At 58.4% G+C, this 19,060-nt stretch carries 17 protein-coding genes; 2 read left to right on the top strand and 15 right to left on the bottom strand.

Features of this window, described 5'->3' with window-relative positions:
* Positions 1 to 40 precede the first annotated feature (40 nt).
* Positions 41 to 934, top strand: a complete 894-nt coding sequence (locus R5R33_RS09590; RefSeq protein ID WP_318952476.1) for a cation diffusion facilitator family transporter — start codon at positions 41 to 43, stop codon at positions 932 to 934.
* A 273-nt stretch (positions 935 to 1,207) separates the two neighbouring features.
* Positions 1,208 to 4,537 (top strand): amidohydrolase family protein, encoded by a 3,330-nt coding sequence (locus tag R5R33_RS09585; protein ID WP_318952475.1) that lies wholly within the window; start codon positions 1,208 to 1,210, stop codon positions 4,535 to 4,537.
* Between the two features lie 70 nt (positions 4,538 to 4,607).
* Here the strand turns inward: R5R33_RS09585 and R5R33_RS09580 are convergent, their stop codons facing one another.
* From R5R33_RS09580 to rsmG, 15 genes are all read right to left on the bottom strand, one after another.
* Positions 4,608 to 6,062 (bottom strand): tetratricopeptide repeat protein, encoded by a 1,455-nt coding sequence (locus R5R33_RS09580; protein ID WP_318952474.1) that lies wholly within the window; start codon positions 6,060 to 6,062, stop codon positions 4,608 to 4,610.
* Between the two features lie 55 nt (positions 6,063 to 6,117).
* Positions 6,118 to 7,128 (bottom strand): patatin-like phospholipase family protein, encoded by a 1,011-nt coding sequence (locus R5R33_RS09575; protein WP_318952473.1) that lies wholly within the window; start codon positions 7,126 to 7,128, stop codon positions 6,118 to 6,120.
* An 87-nt stretch (positions 7,129 to 7,215) separates the two neighbouring features.
* Positions 7,216 to 8,736 (bottom strand): hypothetical protein, encoded by a 1,521-nt coding sequence (locus R5R33_RS09570; RefSeq protein ID WP_318952472.1) that lies wholly within the window; start codon positions 8,734 to 8,736, stop codon positions 7,216 to 7,218.
* Positions 8,737 to 8,859: 123 nt separating this feature from the next.
* Positions 8,860 to 9,279, bottom strand: a complete 420-nt coding sequence (locus R5R33_RS09565) for a F0F1 ATP synthase subunit epsilon (protein ID WP_318952471.1) — start codon at positions 9,277 to 9,279, stop codon at positions 8,860 to 8,862.
* Positions 9,280 to 9,350: 71 nt separating this feature from the next.
* A complete protein-coding gene (gene atpD, locus R5R33_RS09560) occupies positions 9,351 to 10,748 on the bottom strand; it encodes a F0F1 ATP synthase subunit beta (protein WP_318952470.1) in 1,398 nt (465 codons plus the stop codon).
* Positions 10,749 to 10,786: 38 nt separating this feature from the next.
* Positions 10,787 to 11,644 (bottom strand): F0F1 ATP synthase subunit gamma, encoded by an 858-nt coding sequence (gene atpG / locus R5R33_RS09555; RefSeq protein ID WP_318952469.1) that lies wholly within the window; start codon positions 11,642 to 11,644, stop codon positions 10,787 to 10,789.
* Between the two features lie 65 nt (positions 11,645 to 11,709).
* A complete protein-coding gene (gene atpA / locus R5R33_RS09550; RefSeq protein WP_318952468.1) occupies positions 11,710 to 13,254 on the bottom strand; it encodes a F0F1 ATP synthase subunit alpha in 1,545 nt (514 codons plus the stop codon).
* A 48-nt stretch (positions 13,255 to 13,302) separates the two neighbouring features.
* Entirely contained in the window at positions 13,303 to 13,836 is a 534-nt protein-coding gene (locus tag R5R33_RS09545) for a F0F1 ATP synthase subunit delta (RefSeq protein ID WP_318952467.1), read from the bottom strand.
* 11 nt (positions 13,837 to 13,847) lie between these two features.
* Entirely contained in the window at positions 13,848 to 14,318 is a 471-nt protein-coding gene (locus R5R33_RS09540) for a F0F1 ATP synthase subunit B (RefSeq protein ID WP_318952466.1), read from the bottom strand.
* A 54-nt stretch (positions 14,319 to 14,372) separates the two neighbouring features.
* The gene (gene atpE / locus R5R33_RS09535; protein WP_010131056.1) at positions 14,373 to 14,621 is read right to left on the bottom strand and encodes a F0F1 ATP synthase subunit C; all 249 of its coding nucleotides are present in this window, start codon (positions 14,619 to 14,621) and stop codon (positions 14,373 to 14,375) included.
* 100 nt (positions 14,622 to 14,721) lie between these two features.
* Positions 14,722 to 15,645, bottom strand: a complete 924-nt coding sequence (atpB, locus tag R5R33_RS09530) for a F0F1 ATP synthase subunit A (RefSeq protein ID WP_318952465.1) — start codon at positions 15,643 to 15,645, stop codon at positions 14,722 to 14,724.
* Between the two features lie 116 nt (positions 15,646 to 15,761).
* Entirely contained in the window at positions 15,762 to 16,172 is a 411-nt protein-coding gene (locus R5R33_RS09525; RefSeq protein ID WP_318952464.1) for an ATP synthase subunit I, read from the bottom strand.
* Positions 16,173 to 16,462: 290 nt separating this feature from the next.
* Positions 16,463 to 17,371 (bottom strand): ParB/RepB/Spo0J family partition protein, encoded by a 909-nt coding sequence (locus R5R33_RS09520; RefSeq protein ID WP_318952463.1) that lies wholly within the window; start codon positions 17,369 to 17,371, stop codon positions 16,463 to 16,465.
* 18 nt (positions 17,372 to 17,389) lie between these two features.
* On the bottom strand, positions 17,390 to 18,205 hold the full coding sequence (locus R5R33_RS09515) for a ParA family protein (protein WP_318952462.1): 816 nt from the start codon (positions 18,203 to 18,205) through the stop codon (positions 17,390 to 17,392).
* Between the two features lie 207 nt (positions 18,206 to 18,412).
* A complete protein-coding gene (gene rsmG / locus R5R33_RS09510; RefSeq protein WP_318952461.1) occupies positions 18,413 to 19,057 on the bottom strand; it encodes a 16S rRNA (guanine(527)-N(7))-methyltransferase RsmG in 645 nt (214 codons plus the stop codon).
* Positions 19,058 to 19,060: the final 3 nt, after the last annotated feature.

Here is a 19,060-nt window from a genome sequence, read left to right as displayed (position 1 = left end):
CTACTTCGAATATTTACCAACATGGTTTGGGGTTCAGAAAATGGAGACTCGGGGGCTGTGGCTGTCGATCGTCGGTTGCCTGATCATGGCGGCACTGGGTTTCGGTTTTTCCCACTGGACCGGTTCCGAGGCCATTTTTCTCGACGGCGTCTTCTCCCTGGTGAACTTCGTCATGTCGCTGGTGATGCTGGCGGTTTCGCGCATCATCCGGCGCGATGCCGATCGCCACTTTCCGTTTGGGTATGCGAGCTTCGAGCCGGCATTCAATGTACTGCAAAGCATGGTGATTCTCGGGGTCATGTTGATGGCGTTGTCTTCCGCCATTGCGGCGCTGTATCAGGGTGGGCGTACTCTGGATGCGGGCAGGGCTGTCATCTACGCGGCGATCGCCAGTGTCGGCTGCCTGGCGGTGTATCTGGTGTTGCGCCGTATCGCCCAAAAAACCGGCTCCACCATGATCGAGGTGGACGCCTTTGCCTGGATGATGGACGGCGTACTCAGTGCGGTGGTGCTGTGTGCCTTTGCCCTGGTGTGGCGCTTTGGTGATGCACTTGGCGGCTGGCTGCCGTTTGTGGATTCCTGGTTGGTTGTCGCGATGGTGCTGGTCATGTTGCCGGTACCCGCGCGAACCCTGTACCGCAACCTGATGGAAGTACTGCTGGCATCCCCACCAATCGATGTCCAGCGCGAGATTCGCCGCGCCTTCCGCGACGCAATGGTGGATATTCCGGGACAAAACTGGTCCCTCAGCATCGTCAAAACCGGTCGCTCGGTATACCTGCATGCGCGTATCCTCCTGGATGAAGGGCACCAGCATGCCTGTATAGATCAGGTGGACGAGTGGCGCGAACTGCTCACCGAGCGTATGGCGGAATTCGTTGCCGAACAGGAGTTTGATGTGGTTTTTACGACAGATGCTTCCTATCTCGGCTGACACAGGCAGCACCTGCGGCGTCCGGGTATCCTCGCGATCAGCGTATCAGCCGGTACAGCCGGTTGTGGGCGCAGCAAATTCCAGTGAAATTTACACAACCCGAGGATTATGCCGTTCGGCGCAGATCCATTGCCTTTTCCTGTCATTCCCGTAATTTGATCCCGGGTTTACCCTTTGGACCTTCTGCGAACAAGTTGCAGTGAACAGTACAAGAGCGGTGCCATCAGTGCCGCCGAAGACATAACGATAACCCCGCACACCTGGGAGCCATCCATGATCGACCATTTCAAGGCCAGCAAACTGGCGCGCCTGATCGGCAGCGCCGGTATTGCTCTGGCATTGCCTTTCGCCGCGCAGGCGGAAGAGAGCGCCAAAGACGCCGATAAGTGGGATGTGAACAATCCACCCTACGAGTTCAAGTCTGTGCCGCTGGACACCCGTGAGACCACCTGGAGCAACCTGGATATCAGCCCCGACGGCAAGAGCATCATTTTCGACATGCTGGGGGATATCTACGAGGTGCCGGTGGCCGGTGGTGAGGCCCGCGCGCTGACCAATGAAATTGCCTGGAATACCCAGCCGCGCTTCAGTCCCGACGGCAGATCCATTGTGTTCGTGAGCGACCGCGATGGCGCCGACAACATCTGGGTGATGGACCGCAACGGCGCGAACCTTCGCCAACTGACCACCGAGAAGGAAAACCTGGTACATGCACCCAGCTGGTCACCGGACGGCCAGTATCTGGTGGCGCGCAAGGGCTTTATGTCCGGCCGCAGTATTCCCGCCGGCGAAATCTGGATGTACCACCACGGCGGTGGTGAAGGTCGCCAGATCAAGGCGCGCCTGGGCGGTGACATCGCGCAGAAGAACATCTCCGACGCGGTGTTCTCACCGGATGGCCGCTACATCTATTACACCATCGACACCACCCCGGGCACCGTGTGGGAGTACAATAAGAACTCCACCCAGCAGCTGTTCGCCATCAACCGCTACGACCTGAATGACGGCAAGGAAGAGACTTTCGTCTCCGGCCCCGGCGGTTCCATCGCGCCCATGCCTTCCCCGGACGGCAACAAGCTGGCGTTTGTCCGCCGCCAGGATTTCAACACCTCGCTGTTCGTGAAGGACCTGCACACCGGTCTGGAAACCCCGGTCTACAGCGGTCTCGAGCGCGACCTGCAGGAGACCTTCGGTTCCCACGGCAACTATGTGCAGTACGACTGGATGCCGGATGGCAAATCCCTGATCGTGTGGAGCAAGGGCAAATTCCTGCGCATTGCCGCCGATGGCAGCAGCATCGAGCGCGGTGCGCGCGAGATCGTTGCCCACATCAAGACCGAGAAGAAAGTGGCCGCAGCGGTTCGTTTTCCCGTGGATGTGGCGCCCGAGCAGTTCGACGTGAAGATGATCCGCTGGGCGCAGAAGTCGCCGGACGGCAAGCAGATCGCTTTCCAGGCCCTGGGAAAGATCTATATCCAGGACGTTAACAGCGGCGAACGTCGTCGATTGACCGGCCAGGATGAGTATTTCGAGCTGTATCCCAGCTGGTCCCGCGACGGCAAGCAGATTACCTACGTGACCTGGGACGATGAAAAGCTCGGCCAGGTACGTGTGGTTTCCGCGCGCAACGGCCGCGGCAAGACCATCACCAAGGAGCCCGGCCTGTACGTGGAGCCGAGCTTCTCCCCCGACGGTGAACTGGTGGCCTTCCGCCGTTTCACCGGCGGTTACCTGCTGAGTCCGGAGTACTCCCTCGAGCCCGGTGTCTACCTGGCCGACGCCGACGGTGACTGGCAGCGCCGCATTGCCAAGTCCGGCTACGAGCCGCATTTCGGTGCCGACAGCGACCGCGTCTACTTCTCCGATTTCGTGTACGCCGACGGCGGCAAGCGCGTGTTCAAAAGTGTGGACACCAACGGCAAGGACGAGCGCGAGCATTTGTATGGCGCCGAGATCACCTCCTTCCGCCTGTCCCCGGACAGCCGCTGGGTGGCATTCACCCAGGACTTCAAGGCCTACGCCGCACCGTTCATGCACACCGGCAAGTCCGAAGCGATCGGTCCCAACGCCACCGCAGTGAAAGTCACCCAGGTGTCCAAGCGCGCCGGTGAGAACCTGCACTGGTCCGCCGACAGCCAGACCCTGGGCTGGGCCCACGGCCCGAAACTGTACCAGCGCCAATTGAAGGACGCGTTCGACTTCGTCACCGGCGCCCCGGAGCAACTGCCGGAGCCGGTAAGTGAAGGTATCGACCTCAGCTTCCCGCAGAAATTTGCCCACAGCGACAAGCTGGTGGCCCTGACCGGTGGTACCGTGGTCACCATGCGCGATGCGGAAAAGGCCCAGGAAGTCATCGACAACGGTGTGGTGCTATTCCGCGGTAACCGCATTGTGGCGGTGGGTGCCGCCAGCGAGGTGGAAATCCCTGTTGGTGCCCAGCGCATCGACGTCACCGGCAAGACGGTGCTGCCAGGATTGGTTGACGTCCACGCCCACGGCGCCCAGGGCCGCGAGGAGATCATTCCGCAGCAGAACTGGAACCTGTACTCCAGCCTTGCGTTCGGCGTGACCACCATTCACGACCCATCCAACGACAGCAGTGAGATTTTCTCCGCCGCGGAAATGCAGAAGGCCGGCATCATCAACGGCCCGCGCATTTTCTCCACCGGTACCATCCTCTACGGTGCCAAGGGTCCCGGCTACCGCGCCAAGATCAATAGCCTCGAAGACGCCGAGTTTCACGTGAGCCGCCTGAAGGAAATGGGCGCGATTTCCGTGAAGAGCTACAACCAGCCTCGAAGGGAGCAGCGCCAGCAGGTGCTGGAGGCAGGCCGCAAGCACGGCATCATGGTGGTGCCGGAGGGCGGCGGTAAGTACCAGCACAATATGAACATGATTGTGGACGGTCACACCGGCGTCGAGCATTCGCTGCCGATTGCCAATATCTACTCCGACGTAGAGCAGCTGTGGAGCCAGACCAAGGTGGGTTACACCCCGACCTTCGTGGTGGCTTACGGCGGTCTCACCGGCGAGTACTACTGGTACGACCATACCGACGTTTGGAAAAACGAGCGCCTGACCCGCTTCACCCCCGACTTTATCGTCAACCCGCGCTCCATCCGTCGCGAGAAGTCGCCGGATAACCACTACAACCACTTCAATGTGGCGCGCCACGCCAAGCAATTGCGCGACAAGGGCGTGACGGTGCATATCGGTGCCCACGGCCAGCGCGAGGGCCTCGGTGCCCACTGGGAGTTGTGGATGATGGAGCAGGGCGGTTTCACCCCGTGGGAAGCCTTCCGCGCCGGTACCATCGACGGCGCCCGCTACCTGGGCATGGACATGGATCTCGGCAGCCTGGAAGCGGGCAAGCTGGCGGACATCATCGTGGTCGATGGCAATCCGCTGGAAAACCTGCGTCAGTCCGAAAACATCAAGTACACCGTGATCAACGGCAAGGTGTTCGACGCGGCCACTATGGATGAGGTAGACGGCGAGCAGCGGTTGGCGTTCTTCCACGAACGTTTACCAGTGAGCGCCATGCCGACACCAGCCGCGGAAGCAATCCAGGAGAAACAGGAACGCCACCACTGGGTACACTGATCCGTTTCTGCTGTTGAAACAAAAAGCCCGCAGTTTTTGCTGCGGGCTTTTTTATAGGTTTTTTCCGGGATTATCTGGCCTGCTGCAGAGCCTTTTCCGCGGTAGTGCGCAGTTCATCCGAGTGCGACCAGGCCACTACCCGCTGCAGATATTCGCGAGCCAGTTCCGGCTTGCCCAGATGCGCGAGATAAAAACCGATCGCAGAATTCATGTTCAGGTGATTTGGTGCCTGCTGATAGGCACTCATCATGATCTGCAGTGCCGGCTCGCTTTCCCCATTCAACTGATAAACGGTCCACAGGCAGCGGTAGCCGGGCAAATAGTCCGGCCCCATCTCCACGGCGATTTTCCCGAATTTCACCGCCTGCTGGTAATAGTCCTCGCTCCATTCGCGGGTAAGAGACAGGGCCTGCAAGCGCAGCAGGTAATACTGGGCGAGATTTGCCGCGGTCAAATGGCTGATCTGGCCGTGCTCGCCGATTTCCTTCGCAACCCTTTCGCCGAGCTTGTAGTTCTTTCCCTGCGCTTCAATCACCGCCATGGCGGTGAGATTTTCCTGCCAACCAAGACCCTGCTGTTCGCTCCGTTTCAGGTAGTCCATGGCGAGTTTCGGCTTGGCGAAATCCGCGGCTTCACTTGCCAGCAGAAACAGGCGCTCGTTTTGGTTGAGGGTGCGGCGGGGTATGGAGTATTGGTATTCGGGAATATCCAGTTTGTGGCGATGAATGTCATCGCGCATATAGGCGAACATCTCCCGCTGGATTTCTGCGATGGGCTTGCCGAAGTGTTCCGCGAAGATCTCGAAGGGGTTTTCTCCCGCCGCCACCGCCTTCAGGTAGCCGGCGGTGGCGGCACGGTAATCCGGATGGCCGGCGTTATAGCCCAGTTGCAGGTAGTGGGTAAGGAGCCAGGCGCTGGCGTAATAGTTGTTCCAGTAGCGGCTGTTGTCCTCACCGTTTTGTGCGGCGAGTGGCGACGGTGCCAGCAGTTGTTTAATGGTCAGAGGGTCCTCCTCTGCCCAGGCACTCAAACGCCACTCCGGCAGCCCGCCGACCACGACGTCTTTTCGGCGTAGCTCGGCGCTCGCCAGCAATTCGGCAAAGCCCTCGGAATACCAGCGCGGGTAGGTCAACCCGCTGCGCTCGCGCATCAGGTGATGCACATACTCGTGGAAAATCAGGCCGGATCCGGAAATGCCGTGGTCGCCATCGCGGGAGAGAATGAACGGTCCCTCCCAGGTCTCCCGGTACAGACCGGCTATTTTGCGGTCGCCGGTGAATTTTTCGAATTCGGCAGAATCGCGAAAGTGGAATACCCGCAGGTTTTTGTTTTCCGGTATTTCTTCCTGACCGGTAAAGAAGAGGGCTGCACGGCGGAAGCGCTCCAGGTCCCGCATCAGCGCATTGACCCGACGCTCGGGGACATCGGAATAGACGGTGAAATTTTCTGACTGATATTCGTACCAGTCAGCGGCAGCTACGCAGGTACTGAGCAGCGCCATCAGTAAAAAGAACAACCCCCGCATACCACCGCCTTCAGTATTTCACCGGTTAAAGCTGGATCGAGTTCCACACATGAAATCAGGCACTGGCAACCAAATCCTCAAGCCAGGTGCGCAACCTGCGCGCTTCTTTTTCGCCGGCCTCAATGGCCTCTGCCGCGCGGGAATAATCGTTGCCACCGATGTCGCCAACCTTTGGCAGAATCAGTACATCGGGCGGTGCACCCATCATGCGCGCACGCTTGTGGCGGCGCTCGAGAATTTCCATGGCCCGGCGCATGGTGTCGAACATACCGGGCGGTGTGAGCTTTGGATCGCGCTTGATACGCAACTGGGAAAGCTGCTCCCTGCCTTGTTCAACCAGCCTGGTAAATCCTTTGACCGGACCCGCCGCACGCTCCGTCATGTGCATGCCACCGGCAAACTCGATGCTCTCGGCCACCAGTTCGGTTTCTTCCTCGCGGGATGATTTCGCACTCACGGCGCGCCGTACTTCACCGTGCTCGCGGTCCAGTAGCGGAACCGTGTCTTCGGTGACATCTACCGCGATGATCTTGCTTGCCCCCATCGCCCGACACACATCAACGGGTACCGGATTTGACACGGCGCCGTCCACCAGCCAGCGGCCCGCCAGCGCCTTGGGAGAGAGAAGCCCGGGAATGGAGCAGGATGCACTGACCGCATCCTGCAGATTTCCTTCCTGCAGCCAGATCTCCTGGCCACTGTGCAGGTCGGTGGCAACCGCGGTAAATGGCAGGGGAAGATCTTCGATATTTTCGAAGTCGAAATCCTCGAAAAATGCACGAAATGGCTTGATGCCGCCGATTACGCCGCCGTTGAGCGACCAGTTGATATCCAGCAGCGAAAATACCCGCCAGTTATCCAGCTTCCGCGCCCACTCTTCCAGCTTGTCAAGCGCACCAGCGGCATAGGCGGCTCCGACAAAAGCACCCATGGAGGTACCGGCGATGACCTGGGGGCGAATCCCCATTTCATCCAATTCTCGAAGCACACCGATATGCGCGAATCCTTTCGCAGCACCGCTTCCCAGTGCCAGCCCTATACACGGCTCAATAATGGGTTTATTCACTTCATTTCCCGCAAAGAAGCGTTCCATCTGGGAACATAATCACAAGACACTTCGCAGCAACATGCGATTTTTTGGGTGTTACGCCCGTTAATTTGCGCTGACAGCAGACTCCTCCTGCTGTTCTTGCAACCGGGCGAGAAGATTTTTCGCCTTGGTGCGATCTCGCCCTGGGTGCGACCAGGCTAAAACCCGCTCAAGAAACGGTGCTGCCAGGTCCAAACGTCGCGCATCAGCGAGGTAGAAGCCGATTTCTTTATTAATAAACAGACTATCGGGATTGAGCTGATAGGCATTCATCATGGTTTTCAAAGCGGTCACTGGCGCGTGAGGATTTTTTTGAGCCCTCCATAGAACACGGTGTGCTGCTATTGAGTCCGGGTTGAGGGAGGTAGCTATTTGACCATAGTTTACAGCCCAATCTTGCAAGCCATGGTCGGATTGCCCGGTCTTGCGAATCTCATCTAGCTTGTCCATAAAATAATGCGCCAGATTCATCGCAGTGCGATAGTCATCAATGTCTCCCGGTGCGGCCCGACGACTAGCACGCAGATTGGTCATAATTTTTTCTGCTGCGCTTAGTGTTTCAGGTGTATTCGCATGATTTTCCAATACTGCGATCAATGCGAGCGCAGGATGCCAATTTGGTTTCTGTTTTAGCGCTTTATCCAGGTATTTACGGCTTAGCTGTTCTTGACCTACTTCAAATGCCTTATCTGCCAACAGGTAGTAGCGTTCATGATCAGGGATTTCTCGGTGTCCTATCGGCTTATCGTATGCAGGACTGGTAAAACTGGCACCACGTATCCCCCTTCTTCTGTACTTCCTGAGCTCCGTTTCCATGGCGTCTGCGGACACACCGAAGTGATCTTCGAATGCGGTTATTGGTTCCGCTCCGTTATGCACCGCGAGCAGGTAATCCCGGGTTTGTTTACGGTAGGACGGGTTGTCAGCAAGATCTCCCAGCTGCAGGTAGTGCGTGAACAGCCATGCAGAACCGTAAAAACTCTCCCAGTAACTGCCACTAGAAGCGTCAAAATCTGGTTGTAGCAACTCAGGAACGGCCAAAGGACCCCTGAAAGCGCGGCCATCAAATACTGGCCGACGCCATTCGGGTACTAGACCCAGAGAAATTTGATCACGCTTTAGCGTGGCACTCGCCAGAAGTTCTGCAAAGCCCTCTGAGTACCACATAGGGTAGGTCATATTGCTGCGCGCACGCATAAGGTGGTGGACGTATTCGTGAAACATTACCCCGCTTCCCGGAATACTCCAGCTAGTTCCCTTCTGGGAGAAGATTAGTGGGCCATCCCAGGTTTCCTGGTAAAAACCCGCTATTTCCCTTTTATCGGTGAAGCCCTGGAACTCAGAGCGGCTGTTGAAATGAAAGATCTGTAATCGACGGTCTTCAGGTACGTCAGGCAAGCCTGTAAACATCAATACTGCGGCACGAAAGCGTTCCATATCCTGTAGCAGGGACTCTGCATGGCGCGTTGACACATCACTATAGACGGTGAAGTTGTCTGAGCTGTATTCGCTCCACTGGCGCGCAAAACCCGTTGGAACATAGGCAACGGTGGTAATTAACCACATTAATAAGAATTTCTTCATCCCTAAAACTCGATCCGTTTTTATTATTTGCCCGTTAATTTAAACGCCAAATTCCCGGAGCGGCAAATTTTGGGCACAAAAAAAGCAGCCGAAGCTGCTTTTTTGACCTGCTGAATTGCAGATTTACTTGCCGGCTGCCTTGCGGATCGCCTGCAGGGTGCGCAGGCGCGCTTCGGCTTCGGCCAGTTGCGCGGAAACGCGGACGTAGTCGATATCCGCCGGGGCACTGCGCAGGGCGTGTTCCGCCTCTTCGCGAGCCTTGCGCGCCGCTTCCTCGTCGATTTCGCGCTCGGCGAGATCGGCGAGCACGGTCACCACATTCGGCTGGATTTCAACAAAGCCGCCGCGCAGGAAGTAGACCTCTTCCTCACCAGTGTCCTTGATGACACGGACCGGGCCCGGCTTGAGGGCGGTAAGCAGGGGAGCGTGACCATAGGTAATACCTATCTCACCCTCTACGCCGCTCACAACCACCATCTTCACCAGACCGGAGAAGAGGGATTCCTCTGCGCTAACAATGTCGCAATGTACAGTCATAGCCATAAGGCTACCTCACATTCTCAGCTGTTTGCCTTGTGAAACCCGAAAAAATTTCCGGGTTTCACACACGTGCCTTACTTCTTGTTGGCTTTCTCGACGGCTTCGTCGATGGTGCCGACCATGTAGAAGGCCTGTTCTGGCATGTGGTCGTAGTCGCCGTTCAGGATGCCCTGGAAACCGCGGATGGTTTCTTTCAGGGACACGTATTTGCCCGGAGCACCGGTAAATACTTCCGCTACGTGGAACGGCTGAGACAGGAAGCGCTCGATCTTACGCGCGCGGGCTACGATCTGCTTGTCTTCTTCAGACAGCTCGTCCATACCCAGAATCGCGATGATGTCCTTCAGCTCCTTGTAGCGCTGCAGTACAGACTGAACGCCGCGGGCACACTCGTAGTGCTCCTGACCGATTACCAGCGGATCCAGCTGGCGAGAGGTGGAGTCGAGCGGGTCAACAGCCGGGTAGATACCCTTGGCGGCGATGTCACGGCTCAGTACTACGGTGGAGTCCAAGTGCGCGAAGGTGGTCGCAGGGGACGGGTCGGTCAAGTCATCCGCCGGTACGTATACCGCCTGGATAGAGGTGATGGAGCCAGTCTTGGTGGAGGTAATACGCTCCTGCAGAACGCCCATCTCTTCCGCCAGGGTCGGCTGGTAACCTACCGCAGACGGCATACGGCCGAGCAGTGCGGATACTTCGGTACCGGCCAGGGTGTAACGGTAGATGTTGTCGACGAACAGCAGTACGTCACGGCCTTCGTCACGGAACTTCTCGGCCATGGTCAGGCCGGTCAGGGCCACACGCAGACGGTTGCCGGGCGGCTCGTTCATCTGGCCGTAAACCATCGCTACCTTGGACTTGGCGAACTCTTCGACGTTTACAACGCCAGCTTCCTGCATCTCGTGGTAGAAGTCGTTACCTTCACGAGTACGCTCACCTACACCGGCGAACACGGACAGACCGCTGTGCTCGGTGGCGATGTTGTTGATGAGCTCCATCATGTTTACGGTTTTACCTACACCGGCACCACCGAACAGACCAACCTTACCACCCTTGGCGAACGGACATACCAGGTCGATAACCTTGATGCCGGTCTCCAGCAGTTCGGTGGAGCTGGACTGCTCTTCGTAGGTCGGCGCAGCGCGGTGGATAGAGGAGCGCTCTTTCTCACCGATGGGACCACATTCGTCGATGGGGTTGCCCAGTACGTCCATGATGCGGCCGAGGGTCTCTACGCCCACCGGTACGGAAACCGGAGCGCCGGTGTTGGTTACCGCGAGACCGCGACGAACACCTTCAGAAGAACCCATGGCAATAGCGCGAACCACGCCATCGCCCAGCTGCTGCTGCACTTCCATGGTGAGGTTCTTTTCCTCACACACGAGTGCATCGTATACGTTCGGTACGGCATTACGCGGGAATTCCACGTCGATGACCGCGCCGATAACTTGCACAATTTGCCCGTTACTCATTTCCCGATCCTCAAATTTCAAATCTTTACTCGGCCGCCTCAGACCGCCGCGGCGCCGCCAACAATTTCGGACAGCTCTTGGGTAATCGCTGCCTGGCGCGCCTTGTTGTAAACCAGCTGCAGTGCGTCGATCAGCTCACCGGCGTTGTCGGTGGCGCTCTTCATCGCAATCATACGTGCAGCCTGTTCACACGCTTTGTTTTCTACAACCGCCTGGTACACCTGGGAACGGATGTAGCTCACCAGCAGACCGTCGAGCAGTTCGACCGCCTCGGGCTCGTACAGGTAATCCCACTGGTGCTGTTGCTCATCTTCTTCCTTCTTGAGCGGCAGCAGTTGCTGGATTTGCGGCTTCTGGGTCATGGTGTTCACGAATTCGTTGGACACCAGGTAGAGACGGTCGATATCACCGGCAGCGAGACGGTCGATCATCACCTTTACCGGGCCGCGCAGCTGCGCTTCTTGCGGGGCATCGCCCACATCCCGTAAGGCGGCGACCACGTTGCCACCGATGTTTTTGAAAAAGCTGACCGCCTTGTTGCCGATCGCGCAGATATCCACGCCAACGCCCTGTTTGCTCCAGGACTGCATATCGCGGATGGCCGCCTTGAACATGTTGATGTTCAGGCCGCCGCACAGACCGCGGTCGGTGGATACCAGGATGTAACCCACGCGCTTGACTTCACGCTCCTGCAGGTAGACATGCTGGTATTCCGCCGAGGCGTTGGCCACATGACCAAGCACCGCGCGAATGCGGCTTGCGTAAGGGCGCCCCAGTGCCATGCGATCCTGAGCCTTGCGCATCTTGCTCGCCGCGACCATTTCCATGGCCGAGGTGATTTTCTGCGTGCTCTTGATGCTGGCAATTTTTGTGCGTACTTCTTTTCCGCCTGCCATAGTCAGTTACCTTTTGCCGGATTAGTCCTGCAGGGGAGGGCGAGCCCACCCCTGCACACGGGTACTTACCAGCTACCGGTAGCGACGAACTTCTCGATTGCAGCTTTGAAAGCGCTGTCGATCTCGTCGTTGTAGTTACCGGTGCTGTTCACTTGCGACATCAGCTCTGCGTGCTCGCTATTCATGTAAGCGTGCAGGGCGGATTCGAAGTCCAGTACCTTGTTGACTTCCACGTTCTTCAGGAAACCTTTGTCCGCAGCGTAAACGGAAACCGCCATCTCGCCGATGGACAGCGGAGAATACTGCTTCTGCTTCATCAGCTCGGTTACGCGCTGACCGTGGTCCAGCTGGGCCTTGGTCGCTTCGTCCAGATCGGAAGCAAACTGGGAGAAGGCTGCCAGTTCGCGGTACTGAGCCAGAGCGGTACGGATACCACCGGACAGTTTCTTGATGATCTTGGTCTGCGCGGCACCACCTACGCGGGATACGGAGATACCCGGGTTGATAGCGGGACGAACACCGGCGTTGAACAGGTCGGTTTCCAGGAAGATCTGACCGTCGGTAATGGAAATTACGTTGGTCGGAACGAATGCGGAAACGTCACCCGCCTGGGTTTCGATGATCGGCAGCGCGGTCAGGGAGCCGGTTTTGCCTTTCACTTCACCGTTGGTGAACTTCTCTACGTACTCGGCGTTTACACGCGCGGCGCGCTCCAGCAGGCGGGAGTGCAAGTAGAAAACGTCACCCGGGTATGCTTCACGGCCCGGGGGACGCTTCAGCAGCAGGGAGATCTGACGGTAGGCCCAGGCCTGCTTGGTCAGGTCATCGTAAATGATCAGGGCGTCTTCACCGCGGTCGCGGAAGTACTCGCCCATGGTGCAGCCGACGTAGGGCGCCAGGAACTGCATCGCAGCCGGGTCAGCAGCACCAGCAGCAACCACGATGGTGTGGTCCATGGCGCCGTGCTCTTCCAGCTTGCGTACTACGTTGGCGATAGAAGACTGCTTCTGGCCGATGGCAACGTAGATACACTTAATGCCAGTGCCTTTCTGGTTGATGATCGCGTCGATCGCTACCGCAGTCTTACCGATCTGACGGTCGCCGATGATCAGCTCACGCTGGCCGCGGCCGATCGGGATCATGGTGTCGATCGCTTTCAGACCGGTCTGTACCGGCTGGTCAACGGACTGACGGGCGATTACGCCGGGGGCTACTTTTTCCACCGCGTCGGTCAGCTTGGTGTTCAGCGGACCTTTACCGTCGATCGGGTTGCCCAGTGCATCCACCACGCGGCCCAGCAGCTCCGGACCAACCGGCGCTTCCAGGATGCGGCCGGTGCAACGGCACTTCTGGCCTTCAACCAGGGACTTGTAGTCACCCAGTACAACAGCACCAACGGAATCGCGCTCCAGGTTCAGCGCCATACCGTAGACGCCGCCCTCAAACTCGATCATCTCACCGTACATCACGTCGGCCAGGCCGTGGATGCGGATGATACCGTCGGATACGGAAACAATGGTGCCCTCGTTCTGGGCTTCGGTGCTCACATCGAGATTGTCGATGCGGCTCTTGATGATTTCACTGATCTCGGAGGGATTCAGTTGCTGCATGCTCTGTTCCTCGATTTCCCGGCGGGCTGCGCCGGCCGGGAAGGTAATTTAGGAGTTCATCGCCTCGGCGAGTTTGGCCAGTCGGCCGCGCACGGTACCGTCGATCACCGTGTCGCCGGCGCGAATGATCGCGCCGCCCAGCAGGCTTTCATCTACCGCGCTGTGCAGGTGCACCTCGCGGGAGAACTTCTTGCTGAGTGCCAGGGTGAGGCGCTGGGCCTGCTCTTCGCTGAGGGCACGGGCGGAAAGTACTTCCACTTCCAGAGTGGATTCCGCGTCCGCTTTCAGGGCTTCGAACAGGTGGGAAATTTCCGGCAGCAGTGCCATGCGGTGGTTTTCCGCCAGCAGCTTGATGAAATTCTGCTGCGACGCACTGAAGTCGCCGCACACCGCCAGGAATTTTTCCGCGCGCGCGTCACTGGTCAGCTGGGGATCATCCAGCAGTTCGCCGATCTTTTCGTTCTGGCTGACCGCTGCTGCGGTTGCCAGCGCAACGCTCCAACCGGCGAGGTCGGAGGCTTGTTGCGCGTGGGCAAAAGCCGCTTTCGCGTAAGGCCGGGCCAGGGTGCTGAGTTCCGCCATGGGTTCCTCGCTTACAGCTCGGCTGCCAGTTTCTCAATCATGTCATCGTGCACTTTGGCATCGATGTTGACCGAAAGGATTTTCTCGGCACCGGCAACAGACAGGGCGGCAACGCGGGAGCGAAGTTGTTCCTTCGCGCGGTTCACTTCCTGTTCGATTTCGGCCTGTGCAGCGGCTTTCAGGCGATCGCCTTCTGCGCGTGCAGCCTGCTTGGCTTCCTCGACGATCTGGTTGGCGCGCTTGTTGGCACCATCCAGGATCTCGGCAGCCTGGGCTTTGGCTTCTTTCAGTTGCTCGGCAGCTTTGCGCTGGGCCAGCTCCAGGTCTTTCCCGGCGCGCTCGGCTTCCTGCAGGCCGGTAGCAATTTTCTGCTCACGTTCCTGCATAACGCCCATCAGGGCCGGCCAGACAAATTTCCAGCAGAACCATACGAAGGCGAGAAAGGTGATCGACTGGCCGATCAGAGTCAGGTTGATATTCACACCGACACCTCTTGCTCTTTCAAAAAAGGGTTAAAGGGCAATTGGAACGGGGAATTAACCAGCCAGACCAGGAGCAACCGCGAAAATCAGGTACATGGCGATACCAACACCGATCATCGGAACGGCGTCAAGCAGACCGGCCATCAGGAACATTTTGCCCTGCAGAGCGGGAGCTTGTTCCGGCTGACGTGCAGAACCTTCCAGCAGCTTGCCACCCAGGGTGCCGAAACCGATAGCAGTACCCAGAGCGCCCAGACCGATCAGCAGTGCAGCAGCTACGTATACCAGACCTAATGCTTCCATTGTTTTCTCCAAAAGTAAGTTGAGAGTTGTTGAAGTTGAAAGTGAATGAAAAAGTTAAAGTACAAACGAAATCTTTGCGCCCGACAGGCGGGGCACGACCTTACTGGTCGTGCTCGTGTTCATCTTCCCGGTTGTGCGCCATGGCCATGTACACGGTGGTCAGCACCATGAACACGAAGGCCTGCAGGGTGATAACCAGGATGTGGAAAATGGCCCAGCCCATCTGCAGCAGCGCGGCACCCACAAAGCCCAGCACGCCCACGCCAAACACGATGGCGATCAGGATGAAGATCATTTCACCGGCGTAGAGGTTTCCGAACAGACGCAGACCGAGGGAAACCGGCTTGGCGATGAGGGATACCGCTTCCAGCAGGAAGTTGAACGGGATCAGGAAAATATCCACATACCACTTGCCGGAGTGGAAGGGGTGCAGGGTCAGCTCTTTCACAAAGCCCATCAAACCCTTCTCCTTGATGCTGAAGAAGATCATCAGCACGAATACCGCCAGCGCCATACCCAGGGTGGCGTTGAGATCGGTGGTCGGTACCACTTTGAAGAAGACGTGCTCATTGCCTGATGCGACTTTCGCCAACTCAGGCAGCCAGTCCACGGGGATCAGGTCCATCAGGTTCATCAGGAATACCCACACGAAAATGGTCAGCGCCATGGGGGCGACCATGCGATTGGTGTGTGGGAAGGTTTCGCGAACCAGCTTGTCGATGAATTCGGTAACCAGCTCGACAAAGCTCTGGAAACCGGAGGGTACGCCGGCGGTGGCATTCTTGGCCGCGCGGGCAAACAGGAAACAGAAAAGCAGACCGAGACCGATGGACCAGCCCAGGGTGTCCAGGTGAACGGCCCAGAAGCCCATGTCGGCAGCTTCCTGACTGCTGTGGGCAATGGTCCAGGTGGAGTCGGTCAGCACACTACCGTCGGCACGGGTATAACCCGCGGGAAGTTTACCGTACGCAAGATTTTGCAGGTGGTGCTGGATATAACCCGTCGCGGTTTGTTCGGCAGCCATAGTTCCTCAACACGTTCTAAGATAAAAAACTTTTCGGGAACCCCTGTCTGCGCGGGCAATCACTTCACATGCCCTTGTCTCTGCGCAGTCACTCTTCAGGGGTTCCGCGGCCGCCGCTACTTGGTTGCATGCAGGCGCGCCACGAGAATCCATTGCAAAATCACGCACAAGCCGTAGCTGACAAACAACACCGCTGGATTGAGCGGTTTGACGGTGGCGAACACTGCCGCAAATCCCGCCAGGGTCAGCACAAACTTGCCGGTTTCGGCGCGGTAGAAACTGGCTACCGTGCGCTGGCTTGCGCGCGCGCCGCGCAGCTGGCGGCGACCTTTCAGCAGGTCAGCGCCTCTTCCCAGCAGCTCAAACGCGCGCAGGCCAAAATACAAATTCGGCAGCACACAGAGTAGGCCACCGAACAGGGCGGAGATGGCAACAATACGCCCCTGTGTCAATTCGAGCGCCAGCGCAGCCAACAACACTACTGCCAGCTGAATCAGCGAAATCTTGACTACCGGGGGATTGCGCATAGGCGGGAACGGGCCAGCCAGTTTCTAGTTTCCGCCCAAATTTTGGGCGTGCGAATTATGTCGGAACAGGGCCGCCGATTCAACTGGCAAATCCCGTCAGATGGTGTGGCGTTCGCGGTCTTTTACTACAGAAGATCGCGATAGTGAGCGCACACTAACAATCTCGAATTTCGACGCCATAACGCAATTGAGGCGCCAAAGTGGCGCCTCAATTTGGTGCAACATTCTGCATTGGAATTGCAGATTTATTACGAAACCGTTGCAGCAGTAACGTTTGCCGCGAAGGGAGCTCAGTCTTCGCTGTACCCCAGGTGGGCAAGAATCCCATCCAGTTCATCGAGACTGGTGTACTTGAGCACCAGTTTGCCGGCACCTTTTTCGCCGTGATCGATGCTGACCGGCACTCCGATTTTTTCTGCCAGACGCTCGGTCAGACGGCGGATATTCGGGTCAACTTCCAGCTTTTTCGCCTTGGGTTTGCCCGCCTGCTCCTGGAAGCGACGCACCAGGGCCTCGGTCTGACGCACGGTCAGTCCGCGATCCACCACCATGCGTGCCGCCTCACGCTGCTCGTCACCGGCCAGCCCCAGCAGGGCCTTGGCATGACCGGTCTCGATGTCGCCGCGCTCCAGAAAGGTCCGCACCTCATCGGTGAGCGTGAGCAGGCGCATCAGGTTGGTAACCGCGGTGCGGGATTTACCCACCGCTTCCGCCACCTGCTGCTGGGTGAGTTCAAATTCGTCCTGCAGGCGCTTGAGGGCGACGGCCTCCTCGACCGGGTTGAGGTCTTCGCGCTGGATGTTCTCGATCAGCGCCATGGCGATAGCGGCTTCGTCGGAGACGTCGCGGATCAGCGCCGGGACCTTGTCCAGCTCCGCCAGCTGAGCGGCGCGCCAGCGGCGCTCACCGGCGATGATTTCGTATTTGTGCTCACCGATGGGGCGCACCACGATCGGCTGCATGATGCCCTGGGCGCGGATGGAATCCGCCAGTTCCTGCAGGGATTCCTGCGGGAAGTCGCGGCGTGGCTGATAGCGGCCGCGCTGCAGGAATTCGATCGGAAGCTCTTTCAGTTCCCCGTCCACGCGCTCGACGATATCGCCCTGGCGCTCGCCGGTGGCGACGGCAATGGCCTCGCTGACATTGTTGCTGATCAGGTGGGAAAGTCCTTTCCCGAGGCCTTTGCGTTTCGCGGCCATAAGTCTTTTACCTCGGTCTTAAACCGCTTCCGCTACGGTGCGGGGACCACTGTTGTGATTATCGTGCTTGAGCGTACTTTCGCGGCGGGTGATCTCGCCGGCAAGGGCGAGATAGGCGATGGCGCCCTTGGAGCTGCGGTCGTACTCCAGCGCCGGCTTGCCGAAGCTGGGGGCTTCCGCCAGGCGCACGTTGCGGGGAATGCAGGTGCGGTAGAGGCGGTCGCCAAAGTATTGGTTCAACTGGTCGGACACGTCGCCAGTGAGGCTGTTGCGCGGGTCGTACATGGTGCGCAGGATGCCTTCGATCTTGAGGCTGGGATTCGCCGCCTTCTGGATCTGGGTGATGGTGTCGATCAGCGCCGAGAGCCCCTCCAGCGCGTAGTACTCGCACTGCATGGGGATCAGCACACCGCCGGCGGCGCACAGCGCATTGACCGTGAGCATGTTCAGGGACGGTGGGCAGTCGATGATGATGTAGTCGTAATCGTCACGGATCTCCACCAGCGCCTGGCGCAGGCGGGATTCGCGACCGTCCATTTCCAACAACTCCACTTCGGCGGCGGTCAGGTCGATATTCGCCGGCATCAGGTCGTAGCCGCTGGACGTGGGGACAATGGCCTTGCGCGGCGGCAGCAGGCTGGCGAGCACATCGTAACTGGAGAGTTGCAGGTCGCTCTTGTCGACACCGCTGCCCATGGTGGCATTACCCTGGGGGTCGAGGTCGATCAGCAGCACCCGTCTCTTGTTGGCGACAAGTGAGGCCGAGAGGTTGACGCAGGTGGTGGTTTTTCCGACACCGCCTTTCTGGTTCGCTACCGCAAAAATCTTGCTCAAGGTTCTGGTCCTGTTATTCCCGACGGCGCAGCTTCCTCTGCACGGCCGGGCTCGCCGCTAGGCCGGATGCACCGGAAGACGCGGCAGCTAAGCGCACTGGCGAATGTCGGCCCGGTGCGCTGGTGTTGAATACACGTTTCTATTTCACGTTCTTGGTCGATGACGCCTGACGGTACATTCCGGGGAATCCGCCGGCGCATGGCCGGTTCACTCCGCGCGGGAGAGGACGATCAGATGGCGCTCTGCATCGCAGCCTGGCACTTGCAAGGTGTGCAGTTCGTCGACCTTAATCTCTTTTGGCAATGCACTCAACTCATCTTCCGGGAGCTTGCCTTTCATCGCATAAAACCTGCCGCCGGGAGCGAGCAGGTGTTCACTGCCGGTAATCATGTCCTGCAGGGAGGCAAACGCGCGGGATACGACACCGGCGTAGAGCTGTTCCGGCCGGTATGCCTCGACGCGCTGGTTGACGACATTGATATTGTCGAGCTTCAGCTGGCTGGCGACCTGAAACTGGAAGCGGGATTTCTTGCCATTGCTGTCCAGCAGGCTGATCGGTCGCTGCGGGTGCATGATCGCCAGGGGAATCCCGGGTAGGCCGCCGCCGGAGCCGACATCGATCAGCGGGGACTGGTCGTCGGCGCTGGTGCCACACAGGTTCACCACGCTCAGGCTGTCGATGATGTGGCGCTCGAGCATTTCCGCCGGGTCGCGCACGGCCGATAGGTTGTAAGCGGCGTTCCAGCGGGCGAACAGGTCCAGATAGGCCAGCAGCTGGTCCTGCTGTTCCCGTGTCAGATTCAGGTTCAGTTGCTCGGCGGCCTGGTTCAGGCGGGGGCGGAAATGTTCCATCGA

This window comes from Microbulbifer pacificus, assembly GCF_033723955.1.
GTDB lineage: Bacteria > Pseudomonadota > Gammaproteobacteria > Pseudomonadales > Cellvibrionaceae > Microbulbifer > Microbulbifer pacificus.
The sequence above is the reverse complement of the archived record's forward strand: the minus strand, read 5'-3'. Positions and strand labels throughout refer to the sequence as shown.

What these genes read in the sequence shown, in the direction of transcription:
- R5R33_RS09590 (WP_318952476.1), top strand. Translation starts at nt 41, where the DNA reads ATGGAGACTCGGGGGCTGTGGCTGTCGATCGTCGGTTGCCTGATCATG.
- R5R33_RS09585 (WP_318952475.1), top strand. Translation starts at nt 1,208, where the DNA reads ATGATCGACCATTTCAAGGCCAGCAAACTGGCGCGCCTGATCGGCAGC.
- R5R33_RS09580 (WP_318952474.1), bottom strand. Translation starts at nt 6,062, where the DNA reads ATGCGGGGGTTGTTCTTTTTACTGATGGCGCTGCTCAGTACCTGCGTA.
- R5R33_RS09570 (WP_318952472.1), bottom strand. Translation starts at nt 8,736, where the DNA reads ATGAAGAAATTCTTATTAATGTGGTTAATTACCACCGTTGCCTATGTT.
- R5R33_RS09565 (WP_318952471.1), bottom strand. Translation starts at nt 9,279, where the DNA reads ATGGCTATGACTGTACATTGCGACATTGTTAGCGCAGAGGAATCCCTC.
- atpD (WP_318952470.1), bottom strand. Translation starts at nt 10,748, where the DNA reads ATGAGTAACGGGCAAATTGTGCAAGTTATCGGCGCGGTCATCGACGTG.
- atpG (WP_318952469.1), bottom strand. Translation starts at nt 11,644, where the DNA reads ATGGCAGGCGGAAAAGAAGTACGCACAAAAATTGCCAGCATCAAGAGC.
- atpA (WP_318952468.1), bottom strand. Translation starts at nt 13,254, where the DNA reads ATGCAGCAACTGAATCCCTCCGAGATCAGTGAAATCATCAAGAGCCGC.
- R5R33_RS09545 (WP_318952467.1), bottom strand. Translation starts at nt 13,836, where the DNA reads ATGGCGGAACTCAGCACCCTGGCCCGGCCTTACGCGAAAGCGGCTTTT.
- atpE (WP_010131056.1), bottom strand. Translation starts at nt 14,621, where the DNA reads ATGGAAGCATTAGGTCTGGTATACGTAGCTGCTGCACTGCTGATCGGT.
- atpB (WP_318952465.1), bottom strand. Translation starts at nt 15,645, where the DNA reads ATGGCTGCCGAACAAACCGCGACGGGTTATATCCAGCACCACCTGCAA.
- R5R33_RS09525 (WP_318952464.1), bottom strand. Translation starts at nt 16,172, where the DNA reads ATGCGCAATCCCCCGGTAGTCAAGATTTCGCTGATTCAGCTGGCAGTA.
- R5R33_RS09520 (WP_318952463.1), bottom strand. Translation starts at nt 17,371, where the DNA reads ATGGCCGCGAAACGCAAAGGCCTCGGGAAAGGACTTTCCCACCTGATC.
- rsmG (WP_318952461.1), bottom strand. Translation starts at nt 19,057, where the DNA reads ATGGAACATTTCCGCCCCCGCCTGAACCAGGCCGCCGAGCAACTGAAC.